20 protein-coding genes are annotated in these 17,683 nt (G+C 43.7%); 18 read left to right on the top strand and 2 right to left on the bottom strand.

The window, feature by feature from the left end:
• Position 1 precedes the first annotated feature (1 nt).
• Both srlA and JMF81_RS06405 read right to left on the bottom strand, forming a co-directional pair.
• Positions 2-529, bottom strand: coding sequence for a PTS glucitol/sorbitol transporter subunit IIC (gene srlA, locus JMF81_RS06410; protein ID WP_330597346.1), 528 nt, complete (start codon positions 527-529; stop codon positions 2-4).
• Positions 530-555: 26 nt separating this feature from the next.
• Complete coding sequence (locus JMF81_RS06405) at positions 556-945, bottom strand: transcriptional regulator GutM (RefSeq protein ID WP_201310623.1); 390 nt, start codon at positions 943-945, stop codon at positions 556-558.
• A gap of 248 nt (positions 946-1,193) precedes the next feature.
• Here JMF81_RS06405 and JMF81_RS06400 point away from each other — a divergent pair, with 248 nt between their 5' ends.
• The 18 genes from JMF81_RS06400 (at position 1,194) to JMF81_RS06315 (ending at position 17,610) form a co-directional block, all read left to right on the top strand.
• Complete coding sequence (locus JMF81_RS06400) at positions 1,194-2,456, top strand: zinc-binding dehydrogenase (protein WP_201310622.1); 1,263 nt, start codon at positions 1,194-1,196, stop codon at positions 2,454-2,456.
• Between the two features lie 10 nt (positions 2,457-2,466).
• Positions 2,467-3,339 carry a class II fructose-bisphosphate aldolase gene (locus tag JMF81_RS06395; protein WP_201310621.1) on the top strand — a complete coding sequence of 291 codons (873 nt, stop codon included), beginning with the start codon at positions 2,467-2,469 and terminating at the stop codon, positions 3,337-3,339.
• Between the two features lie 8 nt (positions 3,340-3,347).
• The gene (locus JMF81_RS06390; RefSeq protein ID WP_201310620.1) at positions 3,348-4,313 is read left to right on the top strand and encodes a sugar-binding transcriptional regulator; all 966 of its coding nucleotides are present in this window, start codon (positions 3,348-3,350) and stop codon (positions 4,311-4,313) included.
• Between the two features lie 169 nt (positions 4,314-4,482).
• A complete protein-coding gene (gene spoIVA / locus JMF81_RS06385; RefSeq protein WP_201310619.1) occupies positions 4,483-5,955 on the top strand; it encodes a stage IV sporulation protein A in 1,473 nt (490 codons plus the stop codon).
• A gap of 102 nt (positions 5,956-6,057) precedes the next feature.
• Positions 6,058-7,020 carry a beta-ketoacyl-ACP synthase III gene (locus tag JMF81_RS06380; protein WP_201310618.1) on the top strand — a complete coding sequence of 321 codons (963 nt, stop codon included), beginning with the start codon at positions 6,058-6,060 and terminating at the stop codon, positions 7,018-7,020.
• A gap of 124 nt (positions 7,021-7,144) precedes the next feature.
• Positions 7,145-7,948, top strand: a complete 804-nt coding sequence (locus JMF81_RS06375; RefSeq protein ID WP_201310617.1) for a GTP pyrophosphokinase — start codon at positions 7,145-7,147, stop codon at positions 7,946-7,948.
• A gap of 8 nt (positions 7,949-7,956) precedes the next feature.
• A complete protein-coding gene (locus JMF81_RS06370; RefSeq protein ID WP_201310616.1) occupies positions 7,957-9,318 on the top strand; it encodes an RsmF rRNA methyltransferase first C-terminal domain-containing protein in 1,362 nt (453 codons plus the stop codon).
• On the top strand, positions 9,318-10,043 hold the full coding sequence (locus JMF81_RS06365) for a pseudouridine synthase (RefSeq protein WP_330597330.1): 726 nt from the start codon (positions 9,318-9,320) through the stop codon (positions 10,041-10,043). The genes JMF81_RS06370 and JMF81_RS06365 overlap by 1 nt, the downstream gene beginning before the upstream one ends.
• Entirely contained in the window at positions 10,037-10,705 is a 669-nt protein-coding gene (locus JMF81_RS06360) for an HAD family hydrolase (protein WP_201310614.1), read from the top strand. Before JMF81_RS06365 ends, JMF81_RS06360 begins: the two co-directional genes overlap by 7 nt.
• An 18-nt stretch (positions 10,706-10,723) precedes the next feature.
• Positions 10,724-11,485: an SDR family NAD(P)-dependent oxidoreductase gene (locus JMF81_RS06355; protein WP_201310613.1), complete on the top strand. Its 762-nt coding sequence runs from the start codon at positions 10,724-10,726 to the stop codon at positions 11,483-11,485.
• Positions 11,486-11,494: 9 nt separating this feature from the next.
• Entirely contained in the window at positions 11,495-12,484 is a 990-nt protein-coding gene (locus JMF81_RS06350) for an RluA family pseudouridine synthase (protein WP_201310612.1), read from the top strand.
• Positions 12,466-13,008 carry a Holliday junction resolvase RecU gene (locus JMF81_RS06345; RefSeq protein ID WP_201310611.1) on the top strand — a complete coding sequence of 181 codons (543 nt, stop codon included), beginning with the start codon at positions 12,466-12,468 and terminating at the stop codon, positions 13,006-13,008. Before JMF81_RS06350 ends, JMF81_RS06345 begins: the two co-directional genes overlap by 19 nt.
• A 60-nt stretch (positions 13,009-13,068) precedes the next feature.
• Positions 13,069-13,950 carry a YicC/YloC family endoribonuclease gene (locus tag JMF81_RS06340; RefSeq protein ID WP_201310610.1) on the top strand — a complete coding sequence of 294 codons (882 nt, stop codon included), beginning with the start codon at positions 13,069-13,071 and terminating at the stop codon, positions 13,948-13,950.
• A 17-nt stretch (positions 13,951-13,967) separates the two neighbouring features.
• Positions 13,968-14,585: a guanylate kinase gene (gene gmk, locus JMF81_RS06335; RefSeq protein WP_201310609.1), complete on the top strand. Its 618-nt coding sequence runs from the start codon at positions 13,968-13,970 to the stop codon at positions 14,583-14,585.
• Positions 14,586-14,602: 17 nt separating this feature from the next.
• A complete protein-coding gene (gene rpoZ / locus JMF81_RS06330) occupies positions 14,603-14,842 on the top strand; it encodes a DNA-directed RNA polymerase subunit omega (protein WP_201310608.1) in 240 nt (79 codons plus the stop codon).
• Positions 14,843-14,948: 106 nt separating this feature from the next.
• Positions 14,949-15,776, top strand: a complete 828-nt coding sequence (locus tag JMF81_RS06325) for an undecaprenyl-diphosphate phosphatase (protein ID WP_201310607.1) — start codon at positions 14,949-14,951, stop codon at positions 15,774-15,776.
• Between the two features lie 15 nt (positions 15,777-15,791).
• On the top strand, positions 15,792-16,562 hold the full coding sequence (locus tag JMF81_RS06320; RefSeq protein WP_201310606.1) for a sigma-70 family RNA polymerase sigma factor: 771 nt from the start codon (positions 15,792-15,794) through the stop codon (positions 16,560-16,562).
• A gap of 37 nt (positions 16,563-16,599) precedes the next feature.
• Complete coding sequence (locus JMF81_RS06315) at positions 16,600-17,610, top strand: deoxyguanosinetriphosphate triphosphohydrolase (protein WP_201310605.1); 1,011 nt, start codon at positions 16,600-16,602, stop codon at positions 17,608-17,610.
• The last annotated feature ends 73 nt before the right edge of the window (positions 17,611-17,683 follow it).

Raw genomic sequence — 17,683 nt, 5'->3', positions numbered from 1 at the left:
ATTAACTCCTTTCATTCTGGTTTTTGCTGCGTTTCATTAGCTGCTTGGTAATAAATTCTGTAACATTTCCGCGAATAAAGATGACGATGATACCGACCAGGAGATAACGAACGGCCAGCGGAGTCGTAGATTTTCCCAGCGTTGTAATTCCGGCTGCAATTCCAGTCCAGACAAATAATTCTGCGGAATTCGCATGAGGAAACAGGCCGGTAATTGGATGAGCAAAAGAAAAACAGGCGTCTACGAAAGCTGGTTTTTCATCCTCTTCTACGAATTTACCCATGGTGTAGCACATAGGGTTTGTCAGAAAAAACAGAGCCATAACCGGAAGGAGCGTATAACGCAGAAGCCGGAACCGGGTCAGACGTCTTGAAAAATTCATAACCCTTTCTTCTCCGATCAGACTGATCAGCGCATTGATAAATGTTAAAAGAATCAGTACATTTGGCAGAATGCTGGTGATCAGGCTCATCAAATTTTCACCGCCGGCAGATACAATGCCGGTAAAGCCTTCTGCAATCTTAACAATAAAATCCTCCTTTATTTTAACGTAAGTTAACAGGCTGTCTGACTGGTAATCTGTTCTGCTGCAGATGCCAATGCTTTTTTCTGATTTTTACTTTTCAGGACAAGAGATAAATCCTGAATCGATCTTCCGATGTAATCAGGCATTTGTCTCATTCGGGAAAGAACAGAAAACCCTTCCAGTAAATGAAAGTCCTGTATGATCTGATCTTGGTTCACAACAAGGATCATAATAACGCCCTTTGACAGGGAACGCAGAGAAGAGCGGGAGCTTCCTATGGCAAGAGTATAATCTTTCCCTCTGTATAACTGTTTTTGCTGTTCCATTGTCTGATAGATCTGACGAATCTGAAAAAGAGAAAAGACAGCCTGTAAAATCAGAACTACAAATAAAATGCCTAAAATAGTACGAATCTGCATATCCCCGGTACCTCCTTTCGTTTTGAAATCGTTTGACTTGATGGTTGTATTTTATTAATTTTCAACAAAAAAAGTCAATAAAAACAAAGAAAATGGAACAAATGACACAAAAGTGAAGGGAAGATTTTTGTATAGGAAACGATAAAAGTGGCAAATGTTCCAATGCGTGTCAAATGATTGACAATGGTTTCCAAAAGCCGTTATGTTAAAAAAGAAATCAGACAACAGACTTAGAAAGAGGTGTGAAGATGAAAACAAAAGCAGTTCGGCTATATGGAACAAAGGATCTTAGACTGGAGGAGTTTGAGCTTCCGTCCATGAAAGAAGATGAAATTCTTGTAAAAATCATGACAGACAGTGTCTGTATGTCTACTTACAAGCTGGTACAGCAGGGAGAAAACCATAAAAGAGCTCCAAAAGATCTGAAACATCATCCGGCAGTCGTAGGACATGAAATGTCAGGTGTTATTTTGAAAGTAGGAGAAAAATGGAAAGGAAAATATAAAGAAGGATCCAAGTTTACGGTACAGCCGGATATGAACGATCATGGGGTAACGAAAACAGCAGGATATTACTATGAAAATTACGGCGGAGACTGCACTTACTGCATTCTGCCTAAAGAAGTCATGGAGCTGGACTGCCTGATTCCTTTTGAGGGAGATTCTTTCTTTGAAGCATCGCTGGCAGAACCTACTGCCTGCATTAAGGCGGGATATGAAAGAATGTATCACACATCCAAAACAGATCATAGCCATACGATGGGAGTAAAAAAAGGCGGCAGTCTGATTATTTTTGGAGCGTGCGGGCCTATGGGAATGGAATGTATTGACTATGGCCTGCATATGAAAGACGGGGCTTCTCTGATCGTGGCAGTTGATCTCAATCAGGAACGGCTTGAGCGGGCTTCCAGGATCATGATGCCGCAGAAAGGAGATAAAAAGCTCGTATTTGCGGACGCGGGGAAAACAGACAATATTGTAGAATACCTGATGAATTTAACAAATGGGAAAGGATATGATGATGTCTTTGTCTATGCGCCGGTGGAGGAATTGATCGAACAGGCAGATCAGGTTCTTGCGGAGGATGGATGCCTGAATTTCTTTGCAGGACCAATCGATCAGAATCTCTCTGCGAAGATTAATTTTTACCGGGTACATTATTCCAGAACACATACGGTTGGCTTTACCGGAAGCACGCAGAATGATCTTGTGCAGGCGCTGAAATCCATTGAGGAAGGGAGACTGGGACCAAGGGTTATGGTAACGCATATCGGAGGGCTGGAAAGTGCTGCAGATACTACGCTTCGTCTTCCTGAAATTCCAGGAGGGAAGAAACTAATTTATACTCAGACCGATCTTCCACTGACCGCGATTGAAGATTTTAGAAAACTGGGAGAAAAAAATGAACTGTTCCGCAAACTGGCAGACGCCTGTGACCGCCATCAGGGATGCTGGAACGGAGAGGCCGAAAAAATATTATTGGATGAGTACCACGTAAGCTGTACAGAATAAGGAGGAACATATGCTGGTTACATTAAAAGAACTGCTGGAAGAAGCAAAAAAGGAAAAAAAGGCAGTCGGAGCATTTAACGGAACAACCCTGGAAGCGATACAGGGTATTATCCAGGCAGCAGAAGAAACGAATTGTCCGGTAATACTGCAGCACGCTCAAAGCCATGACGCAATCATATCATTGGAAGAAATCGGACCGATTTTGTTATACTATGCGAAACGGGCCAGGGTGCCGGTAGCGGTTCATCTGGACCATGGAAGTACATATGAGAGATGCATCCAGGCAGTCCGGCTTGGCTTTACCTCAGTTATGTATGATGCGTCTGCAAAAGAATTCGCAGATAATATAAAGGAGACAAAAGAAGTCGTGAAAGCGGCACATGCAGCCGGCGTCAGCGTAGAGGCGGAACTGGGGCATGTATTTACTTCAAAGGTAGGCATCAGTGAAGGCGGCTCAGCTGATGAAGCAGACGATTATGAAAATCTGGAAGATATCTATACCGATCCTCAGATGGCAAAACAGTTTGCAGAGGAAACAGGGGTGGATTGTCTGGCCATTGCTTTCGGAACGACACGTGGAGTTTATTTAAAGGAGCCGAAATTAGACCTTGACCGTGTCGCGCAGATACGAGATACTATTAAGATACCATTGGTCATGCACGGAGGCTCTGGAGTATCAGAAGAAGATTACCGGAAAGCAATTAAAAATGGAATCTGTAAAATTAATTACTATACTTATATGAATACGGCAGCAGGAAAAGCTTCAAAGGAATACTGGGAAGATACCAGCAGGCCCCTGTTTTATGATCAGATGGCGTTTTCTGCCAAAGAGGCAGTCAAAGAAGACGTAAAAAAGGCAATCAGGATATTTCAGAATTTATAGGAGGATGTATGGGCGGCTCAGATGATACAAGGTTATTAGTTGAAATTGCACATATGTATTACGATGATCAATTGACACAGCAGCAGATTGCAAAGCAGATCAATATGAGCCGCTCGCTGGTATCAAAGCTTTTAAATAAGGCGAGGGCAGAAGGAATCGTTGAAATTACGATCCGGGACGACATGGTACATTCTTATCGGAATATGGAAAGAAAGCTGAAAGAAACATTTGGACTTCAGGATGTTATTTTAACGGATACGGCCAACAGCCATTATCCAAGAAAGAGGGTTGCCCTGGAAGCAGGAAAATATCTTGCAAGAAAATTTCCGAGCGTTCATTATGCGGCAGTATCGGCAGGACGTATGACCCGGGAGATTGCGGTAAATTTTTCATCAACGGTTCCTTTTTCCAATCTGGTCTTTGTTCCCATGTCCGGCGGGCTGGGAGAAGAACGGTGGGAAGTTCAGGCAAACAATGTGTGCGAATATTTTGCTCACAACTGCGGGGCGGCAAGTCTTCAGCTTCATGCGCCGATCGTAGTAGACAGTCAGGAAGCCAGAGATATGCTGATGAAACAGTATTTCATCAGAGATGTCTTGGAAAAGGCAAGAAAAGCCGATGTGGCGATTGTCGGGATTGGCAGTTCTCTGCAGTATTTTGAGCTGAAAGAATCATATCTCCATGGACTGGATAAAGATGATGATACGGTCAAAGAAAGCATCAAAGGCGATATTTCCTATAATTATTTTAATGAAACAGGAGATATGGTAGACTGCCGGTGGAACCGGCAGCTGATGGCAGTGACTCTGGAAGAACTCTGGAATATTCCGGAGGTGATCTGCGCGGCCAGTGAAGAAGAAAAAGCGGAAAGCATATATATCGCGATGAAAGAAGGATTGTTTACAACATTGATCACAACTGCAGAAATTGCGAAAAAAATTATTCGGATTTATCACAAAGAAGTGAAGAATTAGAAGGAGAGAAACCGTTTCTTCCGGAAGATCTGCTTCCGGGCGCTTATATAAAATTTCTGTAAAAATACTCTGACATATTTTAAATGCGTCAGAGTATTTTTTTGTGTATTATCAGGAATATTTCTGCATGTCCCGCATATACTTTAACAGTCTATCCAAGGAGGATATTATGGATCAATTTAATGTATATAAGGATATCAAAGCCAGAACCAACGGTGAGATCTATATCGGTGTAGTAGGTCCGGTGCGGACAGGAAAAAGTACTTTTATCAAACGGTTTATGAATCTGATGGTGCTTCCTAATATAGAAGATGAAAATGAAAGAAGCCGGGCAAATGATGAACTTCCTCAGTCTTCAAGCGGGCGGACCATCATGACAACAGAGCCGAAATTTGTGCCCAATGAAGCGGTTTCCATTCGTGTAGATGATGAAATCGATCTGGACGTCAGGCTGATCGACTGTGTAGGATACATGGTGGACGGGGCAGCAGGACATATGGAAGAAAATGAAGAGCGTCTTGTGAAAACTCCGTGGTTTGAATATGAAATTCCGTTTACCAAGGCGGCAGCCATTGGGACAAAAAAGGTAATCACAGAGCATTCTACCATTGGAATTGTTGTAACCTGTGATGGATCTTTTGGAGAAATCGAAGCCAGCCACTATGAGGTGCCGGAAGAAGAAACAATCAAACAGCTTAAAAATCTGAGGAAACCTTTTGTGGTTCTTTTAAATACCGTCCATCCTTATTCAGAAGAGACAAAAGCTCTGGCCAGGGAAAAAGAGAAAAAATACCAGGCCAAAGTTCTTCCGATGAATCTGGAACAGTTAAAAAAAGATGATATTTATCAGATTTTAAAAAGTGTTCTGCTGGAGTTCCCGATTTCATCCATTGGGTTTTATGTCCCAAAATGGACGGAGACGCTCTCCAAGGATCATCCGGTGAAAAAAGAACTTCTGGAAGCAGCCGGAAATATGATTCAGGATAAATCTACCATGAAAGACGTATATGAAGAAGAACAGCCTGACAGCAAGTACATAAGTTCCTGGAAACTGGACCGGGTTTCCATGGATACAGGGGAAGTGACAGTCCAGGTGGCTGTTGATGACCGGTATTATTATGAGTTTCTGGGAGAAACCATCGGTTTTCCAATCCGCAATGAATATGAATTTATTCAGGTTATGCGGGATCTGGCACAAAAGAAAAGAGAATATGAGGAAGTAGGGGATGCTGTAGCGGCAGTGAAGCAGAGGGGATACGGGGTTGTTACTCCGACAAAGGAGGATATCACCCTGGAAGAACCCCGGATTGTCAAACATGGAAATAAATATGGGGTTAAGATAAAAGCAAGCGCGCCTTCCATTCATATGATCCGGGCAAATATTTCCACGGAAATCGCGCCGATCGTGGGAGAGGAGTATCAGGCAAAGGATCTGATGGAATATATAGAAAAAGGATCCGGGGAGCCGGGAGAAAGCATGTGGGATGTTAATATTTTCGGAAAAACCCTGGAACAGCTGGTGGGAGACGGTATGCAGGCGAAGGCTCTTAAAATGACTGAGGAGAGCCAGCAGAAGCTTCAAAACACCATGGAAAAGATCATAAATGAAAGTAATGGAGGATTAGTCTGTATCATCATCTGAGATACATTGACAAATCAGTGAAAAAATAATATACTTTGATAGGCAAAGTAAATAATATACCTATGATAAGGTATAAAAACATGTAGGATAAATGGAGTAATTATGGCTATTAGAATATTAGGAACAGGAAGTTTTCTTCCGGAAAAATCGGTGACTAATGATGAGCTTGCACAGGTGATGGATACCAGCGACGAATGGATTTCATCAAGGACAGGAATCAGAAGCAGACATATTTCAGTGGGCGACACCACTTCGTCAATGGCTGTAAAGGCAGCAAAAAAAGCATTGGAAGATGGAGGTGTGAAACCGGAAGAGTTAGACCATATTTTCGTAGCTACAGTATCAGGAGACCATGCAACTCCTAGTACGTCCTGCGAGGTGCAGAAAGCTCTTGGAGCAGTCAATGCGTCCTGTATGGATATGAACGCAGCATGTTCCGGTTTTATTTACGCACTGAATACTGCGATGGCGTATGCAAAGGCAGGTATGGGAAACAAGATGCTGCTGATCGGAGTGGAAACATTATCTAAGATTGTTGACTGGAGTGACAGGAGTACCTGTGTATTGTTTGGAGACGGCGCGGGAAGCGTTGTGGTAGAGGCAGACCCGTCAAAAGAGATTTATATTGATACCGGTTCTGACGGAGCCAGAGGGGATGTTCTTACCTGTGAAGAAAGACACCTCAATAACCTTCTTGTAAAGGATGAAAGTCCGATGAAACAGGTTGAGATGGACGGACAGGAAGTGTTTAAGTTTGCGGTAAGAATCATTCCAAAAAGTGTCGGCAAAGTGCTGAAAGCGGCAGGAGTCGATAAAAGCGAGATCAAGTATTATATTCTTCACCAGGCGAATTACAGAATCATTGAGGCAGCGGCAAAGCGTCTGAAAGAGCCGCTGGAGAAATTCCCGATGAATATTGACCACTGTGCGAATACTTCTTCTGCGACAATTCCGATCCTGCTGGATGAGATCCACAGGGACGGCAAGCTGCAGCACGGTGATAAGATCGTTATGAGCGGCTTTGGCGGTGGATTAACATGGGGCTCTGTTTATCTGGAATGGTAGGCATCTTATTTTTACAAAAGAAGAGATAAAAAAAGATAGTCAGCTTTCGAAAGTTCAGAAAAAGTTGGCTATTTTTCTATGTAAAAATATGCTATAATAAGAAGATGATTACAGGAGGGAGTACATGGAAATACAATTGTGGAGGGAAATTCTCAGCCCTTATGAACTGGCAGTTGATGAACTGACATTAAAATTTCATCATATTATCCGCGAATACCGGAGGGCAGGCCTGTATTCTCCGATTGAACAGGTAGACGGCCGGGTAAAAACCATATCCAGCATCCTTGACAAGATGCAGAGAAAGAAGATCAATGCCAACAATATCGAAGATAAACTGGAAGACATTGCCGGCATCCGGCTGATCTGTCAGTTTGTGGAAGATATTGAGAAAGTCGTGGAGATTATCGAGAACCGCTCTGATATGGAAATCAAGAGCCGGAAAGATTATATCTCCCAGTCCAAGGACAGCGGCTACCGCAGCTATCATCTGATTATTTATTATGAAGTCAATACCATCTATGGAAGAAAGAAGCTGCAGGCAGAGATCCAGATTCGTACGCTGGCCATGAATTTCTGGGCTACGGTGGAACACTCCCTGCAGTATAAGTATAAAGGCAACATTCCGGAACATGTGACAGATAAGCTTCTGCAGGCGTCAGACGCTATTGTGATACTGGATCGTGAGATGTCATCTGTCCGGGACGAGATCATGGATGCACAGAATTCATTCCGGAAGAAAGCGAATATGGTGTCTGATATCCTTCATACAATGCAGAATCTGTATAAGGTAGCCAATAAGCATGAAGTTATCAAGATTCAGGATGAATTCTACAAAATTTACGAAACAGGAGACATGGAACGCCTGGAGCACTTTAACAAGCAGCTGGATATTATCGCGGAAGGTTATCGTGCCCAGAGTATTTCATAGGAAGATAGATGAAATTACCAGTTGAATTTGAGAAAAAGATGAAGAATCTTCTAGGAGAAGATTTTGCTGCATACGAACAGCATCTGGATGATCCGGCGTATTATGGGATACGGGTGAATACTTTAAAGATATCTGTGAAAGAGTTTCTGGATATCTGCCCGTTTCCCGTGACGCCGGTCCCATGGACGGAAAACGGATTTTATGTCCGGAGAGAAGATAAACCATCCAAACATCCGTATTATCACGCAGGACTTTATTATATCCAGGAGCCGAGCGCCATGGCTCCGGCGGCTTATCTGCCGGTTGTGCCAGGGGACCGGGTCCTGGATTTGTGCGCTGCCCCGGGAGGCAAATCAACGGAACTGGGATCGAAGCTGAAAGGAGAAGGAATCCTTGTATCCAATGATGTCAGTATTTCAAGAACGAAGGCTCTGATTCGTAATCTTGAGATGTTTGGAATCCGGAACAGCGTAATATTATGTACGGAAGCGAAACACATGGTACCTTCCCTGACGGGATTTTTTGATAAGATTCTTGTGGACGCCCCTTGTTCCGGAGAGGGGATGTTCCGGAAGGGAAATAATGAGATAAAGAATTGGGAACAGAAAGGCAGTGAGCCGTATGCCAGACTGCAGAGAGAGATCGTGGATGATGCGGTGAAGCTCTTAAAACCAGGCGGAATGATGCTCTATTCTACCTGTACCTTTTCCCCGGAGGAAAATGAGCAGGTGATCGAACATCTTTTGACGGAGAATGAAGATCTGTCTTTAGTTTCCATGAAAATGTGCGATGGATTTGACTGCGGACATCCGGAATGGACATTGACCGGAAGAGAGGATATAAAGAAATGCATCCGTCTGTGGCCGCACCGAATCAAAGGAGAAGGACATTTTCTGGCGCTGCTTCAGAAGGCGCCGGGTAAAGAAACGAGTTTTTCCGGAGAAAAGTATCCACGGGTGAAACTGACCAGGGAGACGGAAGCGTTTTTTAAAGACTGTCATATGGATATTGACTGGAACCGGGTACAGGAATTTCAGGGAAAACTTTTTTATCTGAAAGAAGAATTTCCAAAGCTCAGCGGTGTCAGGATCCTGAGGAAAGGATTATTCTTAGGAGAGATGAAAAAAGGACGGTTCGAGCCGAGCCAGCCTCTGGCAGCGGCTCTTTATCCGGAAGAGTATGATAAATATATTTCATTTGAGCTGGAAGATGAGAGAACAATCCGCTATCTGAAATGTGAAACTCTGAATGCGGATGTAGAGACGGAAGGAATCCATCTGATTGGAACCGGACGATTTCCGCTTGGATGGGGAAAAGTAAAAAAAGGCAGAATTAAGAATAAATACGCGTCCAGCTGGAGATGGATGTAATGGAGACAATGCGGTTAGATAAATATTTATGTCAGTGCCTGGGGATTTCCAGGAAAGAAGCGAAAGAAAAGATAAAAAGCGGACAGGCTGCTGTCAATGGAGAAACAGTAAAAAGACCGGAATACAAGGTTTGTCCCGGTCAGGATCAGACCATCTGCCAGGGAGAGGAGCTGTCCTACGAACCATTTCATTATCTGATGCTTTACAAGCCCCAGGGAGTGGTGTCCGCCACAAAAGATCCTGCGGAAAAAACAGTGATCGATCTGATCGAAGAACCTTATAGAAAAAAGTTATTTCCGGTCGGAAGACTGGATAAAGACACGGAGGGACTGATCCTTCTGACAGATGACGGTGAGCTGGCGCACAATCTGATGTCCCCGCGGAAGCATGTGGCGAAAACCTATTATGCGGAAGTGTCAGGGAACATGGGAGAAGCGGAAATTGCCGCATTTGCAGGAAATCTGGACATCGGAGGCGGAGAAACCGCAAGACCTGCGATTCTTGAAGTCCTGGATGCTTCAGAAGAAGTTTCCAGAGTACGGATTACAATTACAGAAGGTAAATTCCATCAGATCAAGAGGATGGTAAAGGCAGTTGGAAGCGAAGTCCTGTTTTTGAAGCGGCTGACCATTGGGCCGTTGACGCTTCCGGAAGATCTGAGTGCAGGCAGCTACCGCAAATTAACAAAAGAAGAGATACAGCAGCTAAAGGAGCCGAGATGTTAAAAGATAAGAAAGCAGTAATATTCGATCTGGATGGAACTTTGGTAGATTCCATGTGGATCTGGAAGGAAATTGATATCCGTTTTCTTGGCAGATACGGACTGCAGGTGCCGGACGGGCTCAATGACGCCCTGGAAGGCTTTAGTTTTTATGAGACTGCAAAGTATTTTAAAGAACATTTTCCGCTTCCTCTGACGATGGAAGAGATCATGGAAACATGGAACCGTATGGCGGCGGAAATGTACGAAAAAGAGATTTCCCTGAAAGATGGAGCAAAAGAGCTGATCCATATGCTGAAAGAGAAACATATGCCGCTGGGAATCGCCACCAGCAATTCCAGGGAGCTGGCGAAGGTATGTTTAAAATCCAATGGAATTTTAGATGCCTTTGACTATATCTGTACTTCTGACGAAGTGCCGAAAGGGAAACCGGAACCGGATGTCTATCTTCACGCGGCAGAAAAACTGTCGGTGGAGCCGGAAAAAGTTCTGGTATTTGAGGATATTCCCTATGGACTTATGGCCGGCAAACGGGCCAATATGGCAACATGTGCCGTCCGCGATCCTTACTCAGAGCGGGCAATGGAGGAAAAACTCAGGCTGGCGGATTATTATATTGATTCTTATTATGATGTACTAAATGGAACGTACCAAAAACTGTCATAAAGGCAAAGGAATGAGGGAATGAAAAAAATCGCGATCGTAACAGGAGCATCTTCCGGCATGGGCCGGGCTTTCATTTTTCAGCTGGCAGAAAAATACCCAAAGTTAGAAGAAATATGGGCAGTCGCCAGAAGAGCGGAACCCATGGAACAGCTGCAAAAAGAAATAAAAAATGTGAAAATCCGTCTGTTTCCTCTGGATTTGAAGGAAGAAGAGAGTTTTGGAAAAATCTCAAAGGCGCTTCAGGAGGAAAAACCCTGGGCTGGGGTTCTGGTGAATGGGGCAGGAATCGGGATTTCCGGGAATTTTAACGAAATATCTGAAAAAGAGATGACCGGCATGATGGATGTGAACTGCCGGGCATTGACGCGGATGACATATCTTGTTCTGCCTTATATGAGAAAAGGAGGACAGATTTATCAATTCGCTTCTGCGGCAGCTTTTTCTCCGCAGCCGGGGTTTGCGGTTTACGCGGCCTCCAAGGCGTATGTTCTTAGTTTTTCCATGGCCCTTCGTCAGGAATTAAAAGAACAGGGAATCCGGGTAACGGCAGTATGTCCGGGACCTGTGAAGACAGAATTTCTTAAGAAAGCTTATGGAAATCAGAAAATATCAGGATATAAAAGGCTGGTAATGGCGGACTGCGACCGTGTGGTATCCTGTGCGGTGAAAGATGCAAAGAAAGGAAAGGCTGTGTCAGTCTATGGAATGACAATGAAGCTGACAAGATGGATTTGCCGGATCTTTCCGGAGGAACTGATTGTCAGGTTCTTCCAAAGTTAGAGAACAGTTATGAGAGAAATAGAGATTACAAAAAAAGAGGAAGGTCAGCGTCTGGACAAGATGCTGCAGAAATATCTGAACAAAGCGGGAAAAAGTTTTCTTTATAAAATGCTTCGAAAGAAAAATATCAAGCTGAATGGAAAGAAGGCGGCAGGAAATGAGAAACTGAAAGCCGGTGACTGTATTGCGCTGTATCTTGCGGAGGAAACCATTGAAAAATTCCGGGAAGAAGTGAAGGTTCAGGAGCAGAAGATCCCGCTGGATGTTTTATATGAAGATGAAAATGTGCTGCTGATCAATAAACCATATGGAATCCTGTCCCAGAAAGCCGGCAGAGAAGATCTGTCGATCAATGAGCAGATCGCTCCATATGCGCTTGAGAGAGGACTGATGTCCGCGGAAGATCTTAACCGGATAAAACCGTCTGTCTGCAACAGACTGGACCGCAATACGACAGGGATTTTGATTGCCGGAATTTCTCTGGAGGGCCTTCAGACGATGTCAGAACTTTTGAAGAAGAGAGAGATTGATAAATATTATTTTTGTATCGTAAAAGGAGAAATAAAGAAAAAAGAGAAGGTATCCGGGTATCTGATCAAAGATGAGAAACATAATAAAGTGACTGTCAGCAGGCAGAAAAAAGAAAAGGGAGCCTATATTGAAACATGGTATGAACCTATTTCCTGCAAAAACGGATTTACCTTCCTTAAAGTAAAGCTGGTGACCGGAAAGACGCATCAGATCCGTGCTCACCTGGCTGGTCAGGGGCACCCTCTGGCAGGTGATTTTAAGTATGGAGATGAGAAGATCAACCGAAAATTAAGAGCAGAATTCGGCATCCGGGGACAGCTGCTTCACTGCGGTGAGATTCGGTTTCCGGAGAACATGGAACGGTGCGTGAGCCTTCAGGGCAGGAAAATCCAGGCGCCGCTGCCGGAAAAATTTGAACGTGTAAGATCAGAACTGATGGGAGATGCAGTATGGGAAGCTGGAATATGAAAGGACTGAGAGGTTCTGTTCTGGAGGAACTGGTAAATTATACCAATGAAAAATACCGCCGTCAGAACCTGGCTCTGGTACAGAAGATTCCGACGTCGATCAAGCCGGTACGGTTTGATAAAGAAAAACGGCATATTACCCTGGCGTATTTTGATCAGAAAAGCACCGTGGATTATATTGGTGTTGTGCAGGGGATTCCAATATGTTTTGACGCCAAAGAATGTGCTGCGGATGTTTTTCCGCTTCAGAATATCCATGAACACCAGATTGATTTTATGAAACAGTTTGAAGAACAGGGAGGTATAAGTTTTCTCCTGGTATATTTTACAAACCGGCAGGCGTGTTATTTTATGACCTTTGAGGAAACGATGAAATTCTGGAACCGGGGGCAGGAAGGCGGACCAAAGCATTTTAAATATGAAGAACTGGATATCGGATATTTTGTTCCATTGAAAAAAGGAGGCATTCTTCACTATCTGGAATGTCTGCAGAAGTATCTGATGCAAAAACAGAAAGAACATTGACGAACAGATTTAATTTGCTTATAATAAGAAGCATTGACAAAAAGAAAAAGGATGGTTTTCATGATAAAAAGTATGACTGGCTTTGGACACGGAGAGGCGTTCAATGCCGCAAACCAGAAAGTTACAGTGGAAATGAAAGCTGTAAATCACAGATACTGTGACGTTTCATTGAAGCTTCCAAAGAAATTTACGATGTTTGAGGCGGCAATCCGAAAGATCATAAAGGAATATGCAAGCCGTGGAAAGATTGATGTCTATATATCTTTTGAAGATTTATCTCAGACAGGGATCGGGCTCCGCTACAATCAGGAAATTGCCAGAGAATATATGGATATTTTCCGGAAAATGCAGGAAGAATTCCAGATTGAGATGGACATTACCGCGTCACAGATGGCAAGATTCCCAGAGGTTATTTCTGTGGAGGAGAAACCTCAGGATGAAGAAGTGTGGTGGGAACTGATTGAGAAAGCGCTTCGGGAGGCAGCTGAGAAATTTGCGGCATCAAGATCTGTGGAAGGAGAGAATTTAAAGGCGGATCTCCTTTTAAAATTAGCGCAGATGGAAGAAGATGTGAACTTTATCGAACAGCGTTCTCCGGATATTGTAAAAGAATACCGGGCAAAACTGGAAGAGAGGGTCAGAGAATTCCTGGAAGATGCTTCGATTGAAGAAAACAGGATTGCTGCGGAAGTCGCTGTATATGCGGATAAGATGGCAGTGGATGAGGAGATTGTCCGGCTTCAGAGTCATATCCATTCTATGAAGGATGTACTGGAAGAAGAGGGAAGCATTGGCCGTAAGCTCGATTTTATGGCGCAGGAGATGAACCGGGAAGCAAACACGATTCTGTCAAAGTCCAGCGACGTGGCTTTGGCGGAACACGCAATTGAATTGAAGACAAATGTTGAAAAAGTAAGAGAACAGATTCAGAATATAGAGTAGAATAGAAGGGAAGAAACATGAGGAAGAAAGGTTCATTGCTGGTGATTTCCGGATTTTCCGGGGTAGGAAAAGGAACAGCGGCCAAGCGGCTCGTAGAAAAATACGGGTACAGTCTGTCAGTTTCGGCAACGACCAGAAAGCCAAGAACAGGAGAAGTGGACGGCCGGGAATATTTTTTCAAGACAGAAGCTGAGTTCAAGAATCTTATTGATTATAACGGATTTATAGAGTATGCTAGATATGTAGATAATTATTATGGAACACCGCGTAAATTCGTAGAAGAAGAACTGGCAGCAGGACACAATGTGATCCTCGAGATCGAGGTTCAGGGTGCTTTTAATATTAAGAAGCAGTATGACGATGCTCTCCTGATCTTTATTACCGCGCCAAGTGCTCAGGCAATCAGGGAGCGGCTGATCGGACGGGGAACGGAGTCTGAAGAAGTGATACATAAGCGTCTGGAACGGGCGAAGGAAGAATCCATGGATATGACAAAGTATGATTATATTGTCATTAATGATGACCTGGAAGAATGCGTCGACCGGATCCATGCGATTGTGCAGGCGAAGGAGTGTCTGCTTGCCAATAATATGGAATTTATTGAGGAAACGAAAAAAGGATTAGATGAATTATAATTATAGGAGGAATAAGAATGATACATCCATCATATACAGAATTAATGAAGGTAATCAACGGAGACAGTGAGGACGAGAAGGTAATTTCCAGCCGATATTCTGTAGTCCTCGCAAGTGCCAAGAGAGCAAGGCAGATCATAGCAGGGGATATTCCTCTTGTTGCTGAATCTGATTCCGGGAAACCATTATCTACGGCGGTAGAAGAACTCTGGCAGGAAAAAGTTAAGATTCTGGGAGATGACGAAACAGAAGAATAGGAAGTACAGACAAGGGTGATTAGGAATTCCTAAGCGCCCTTCTTTCTTCCGCGGCATAAAGCATAAGGATAATAAGAACTGTAAAAATGAAGGATAGGAGAGATGTATGGATATTTTATTGATGATCAAGACGATCCTGCTTGGAATTGTAGAAGGAATTACGGAATGGCTGCCGATCAGCAGTACCGGGCATCTGATTCTGGCAGATGAATTCATTAAGCTGAATATGTCAGATGCTTTTATGGAGATGTTTAATGTGGTCATACAGCTGGGTGCGATCATGGCAGTCGTTGTGCTGTATTTTCATAAACTGAATCCTTTTTCGCCGAAAAAAAACCGGAGAGAAAAAGGTGACACTATCATACTGTGGATGAAAGTGATTCTGGCGGTTCTTCCTGCCGCAGTCATTGGGATTCCACTGGATGACTGGCTGGATGAGCATTTTTATAACCCGCCGGTGGTAGCGGCAATGCTGATCATCTATGGTATTTTATTTATTGTAGTGGAAAACAGAAACCGCCGCAGCAGGAGACGTCCGATGGATGATCTGGACCGTCTGAGTTACCCAATGGCGCTGGCGATCGGCGCGTTTCAGGTGCTTTCCCTGATTCCGGGAACTTCACGATCCGGGGCAACGATCCTGGGAGGAATCCTGATCGGATGTTCCAGAACAGTTGCGGCCGAATTTTCCTTTTTCCTGGGAATTCCGGTGATGTTTGGCGCAAGTTTGTTAAAGATCGTAAAGTTTGGTTTTCAATTTACCAGTGTGGAAGTCATTGTTCTGCTGACAGGAATGATCGTTTCTTTTCTTGTTTCCATTATCGCGATCAAATTCCTGCTGGGATATATTAAGAAAAATGACTTCAAGGCATTTGGTGTTTACCGGATCATTTTAGGTATTTTGGTAATTGCTTATTTTGCGTTTTTAAAATAGGCGAAGGAGCAGTGTATGGATAAGAAAGATTTTTTGAAAGCGCTGGAAGAGATGCTCTCCATTGCCAAGACAAACGGCAATCAGATTACGAAAGAAGAGCTTTTGGATTATTTCAGCGATATTCCGATGAATGAGGAAGCAAAAAAACTGCTGTTTGATACATATGAAGAAGCAGGAATCCGGATCATCGGATATGAAAAAGAGAAGACAGGAGAGAAAAAAGAGGAGAGAGAAGCAGAAGAGCAGAAAGAATCAGAAGTTCTTGCTTTTTATGAGAAAGAAGTGGAAGGCCTGGATCTTCCGGATGAAGACTCTCAGAAACAGCTGCTGAAAGAGTGGCTGGAAGGACAGGGCAGCCAGGAACAGATCATCGAATGTCTGCTTCCGGCTGTTATGGAGATCGCCCGGAGACATAAGGGAGAAGGCGTTTTGTACGCCGATCTGATTCAGGAAGGAAATATCGGACTTCTGGAAGCGGTCGGCACATATGAAGGAAAAGATGAGGAAGAGTTTTTAAAATATGCTGCCCGGGCAGTGGAAGAAGCAATGCTGAATTCAATTGCTGCCCAGAAGGGATCAGACAGCATTGGAGAACAGATGGCGATGAAAGCCAATCGTCTGGATGAGGCATCGTCTCATCTTGCGAAAGAACTGGGAAGAGAACCCAAGGCAGAAGAACTGGCAGAGTATCTGTCAATGACAATAGAAGAAGTGAAGGATATCATGAAAATATCGCTGGATGCGATTTCCGTAATGGAAACCGACATTACACTGAAAGAGTCTTAGGGAAACACAGGTATTTACGGATACAGGAGGGCTGCGTATGAATATCAGAGAAAAACAGGAACAGTCTGAAAAAGAATTATTAAGTCCCTATGCGGCGTTAAGTATCAATACAAAAGGAAGAGAAAGGCCTGAGATGGAGTGCGAGATCCGAACCTGCTTTCAGCGGGATCGGGATCGTATTCTCCATTCTAAGGCTTTTCGCCGTCTAAAGGACAAAACACAGGTTTTTTTATCTCCAAAAGGAGATCATTACCGGACACGGCTGGTTCACACGCTGGAAGTATCACAGAATGCGAGAACGATCGCCAGAGCCCTGAACCTGAATGAACTGCTGACGGAAGCCATTGCTCTTGGACATGATCTCGGACACACGCCTTTTGGCCATGCGGGAGAAAATGTTTTAAATGATATGAATCCGCATGGATTCCGCCACAGTGAACAGAGCGTCCGGGTTGTACAGTATCTGGAAAAAGACGGGCGGGGGCTGAATCTTACCTGGGAAGTGAGAGACGGCATGAGGAATCATTCGATCAAAAGCTGTCCGGCTACACTGGAAGGGAAGATCGTACGGCTGGCAGATAAGATTGCGTACATTAATCACGATATCGATGATTCAATCCGGGGAAATGTTATAACGGAGGATGATCTTCCGAAGGAATGCACGGAGATTCTCGGCCATACATTCCGGGAACGGGTCAATACAATGATACTGGATATCGTAAACCACAGCGAAAATAAGAACGATATCTGTATGTCAGAAGAGGTTTACAGGGCAATGTTCGGGTTAAGGGATTTTATGTTTGAGCATGTTTATACGGATCTGGATACGAAAAAGGAGGAAGGAAAAGTTGAGCATATTATAGCGCCTCTGTATGAATACTATATGAAACACCTCGAACTTCTGCCTCAGTACAGTCAGGAGAGGATCCGCCAGGGAACAGAATCCAGAGAACAGGCCGTATGTGATTATATTGCAGGGATGACGGATCATTATGCGATTGAAACCTATAAGGAAATTTTTATCCCAAAATTCTGGATCATCCGGTAAATTTTCAAAAATAAAAAAGGAATACAGCAGAAAATGTAGAATAATATATATAGAGAGAAAAATAAAGGAGGGA

The organism is Anaerostipes butyraticus (genome assembly GCF_016586355.1).
GTDB lineage: Bacteria > Bacillota > Clostridia > Lachnospirales > Lachnospiraceae > Anaerostipes > Anaerostipes butyraticus.
The sequence above is the reverse complement of the archived record's forward strand: the minus strand, read 5'-3'. Positions and strand labels throughout refer to the sequence as shown.

Excerpts from the sequence above, each read along its gene's own strand:
- JMF81_RS06405 (WP_201310623.1), bottom strand. The coding sequence starts at position 945 with ATGCAGATTCGTACTATTTTAGGCATTTTATTTGTAGTTCTGATTTTA.
- JMF81_RS06400 (WP_201310622.1), top strand. The coding sequence starts at position 1,194 with ATGAAAACAAAAGCAGTTCGGCTATATGGAACAAAGGATCTTAGACTG.
- JMF81_RS06395 (WP_201310621.1), top strand. The coding sequence starts at position 2,467 with ATGCTGGTTACATTAAAAGAACTGCTGGAAGAAGCAAAAAAGGAAAAA.
- JMF81_RS06390 (WP_201310620.1), top strand. The coding sequence starts at position 3,348 with ATGGGCGGCTCAGATGATACAAGGTTATTAGTTGAAATTGCACATATG.
- spoIVA (WP_201310619.1), top strand. The coding sequence starts at position 4,483 with ATGGATCAATTTAATGTATATAAGGATATCAAAGCCAGAACCAACGGT.
- JMF81_RS06380 (WP_201310618.1), top strand. The coding sequence starts at position 6,058 with ATGGCTATTAGAATATTAGGAACAGGAAGTTTTCTTCCGGAAAAATCG.
- JMF81_RS06375 (WP_201310617.1), top strand. The coding sequence starts at position 7,145 with ATGGAAATACAATTGTGGAGGGAAATTCTCAGCCCTTATGAACTGGCA.
- JMF81_RS06370 (WP_201310616.1), top strand. The coding sequence starts at position 7,957 with ATGAAATTACCAGTTGAATTTGAGAAAAAGATGAAGAATCTTCTAGGA.
- JMF81_RS06365 (WP_330597330.1), top strand. The coding sequence starts at position 9,318 with ATGGAGACAATGCGGTTAGATAAATATTTATGTCAGTGCCTGGGGATT.
- JMF81_RS06360 (WP_201310614.1), top strand. The coding sequence starts at position 10,037 with ATGTTAAAAGATAAGAAAGCAGTAATATTCGATCTGGATGGAACTTTG.
- JMF81_RS06355 (WP_201310613.1), top strand. The coding sequence starts at position 10,724 with ATGAAAAAAATCGCGATCGTAACAGGAGCATCTTCCGGCATGGGCCGG.
- JMF81_RS06350 (WP_201310612.1), top strand. The coding sequence starts at position 11,495 with ATGAGAGAAATAGAGATTACAAAAAAAGAGGAAGGTCAGCGTCTGGAC.
- JMF81_RS06345 (WP_201310611.1), top strand. The coding sequence starts at position 12,466 with ATGGGAAGCTGGAATATGAAAGGACTGAGAGGTTCTGTTCTGGAGGAA.
- JMF81_RS06340 (WP_201310610.1), top strand. The coding sequence starts at position 13,069 with ATGATAAAAAGTATGACTGGCTTTGGACACGGAGAGGCGTTCAATGCC.
- gmk (WP_201310609.1), top strand. The coding sequence starts at position 13,968 with ATGAGGAAGAAAGGTTCATTGCTGGTGATTTCCGGATTTTCCGGGGTA.
- rpoZ (WP_201310608.1), top strand. The coding sequence starts at position 14,603 with ATGATACATCCATCATATACAGAATTAATGAAGGTAATCAACGGAGAC.
- JMF81_RS06325 (WP_201310607.1), top strand. The coding sequence starts at position 14,949 with ATGGATATTTTATTGATGATCAAGACGATCCTGCTTGGAATTGTAGAA.
- JMF81_RS06320 (WP_201310606.1), top strand. The coding sequence starts at position 15,792 with ATGGATAAGAAAGATTTTTTGAAAGCGCTGGAAGAGATGCTCTCCATT.
- JMF81_RS06315 (WP_201310605.1), top strand. The coding sequence starts at position 16,600 with ATGAATATCAGAGAAAAACAGGAACAGTCTGAAAAAGAATTATTAAGT.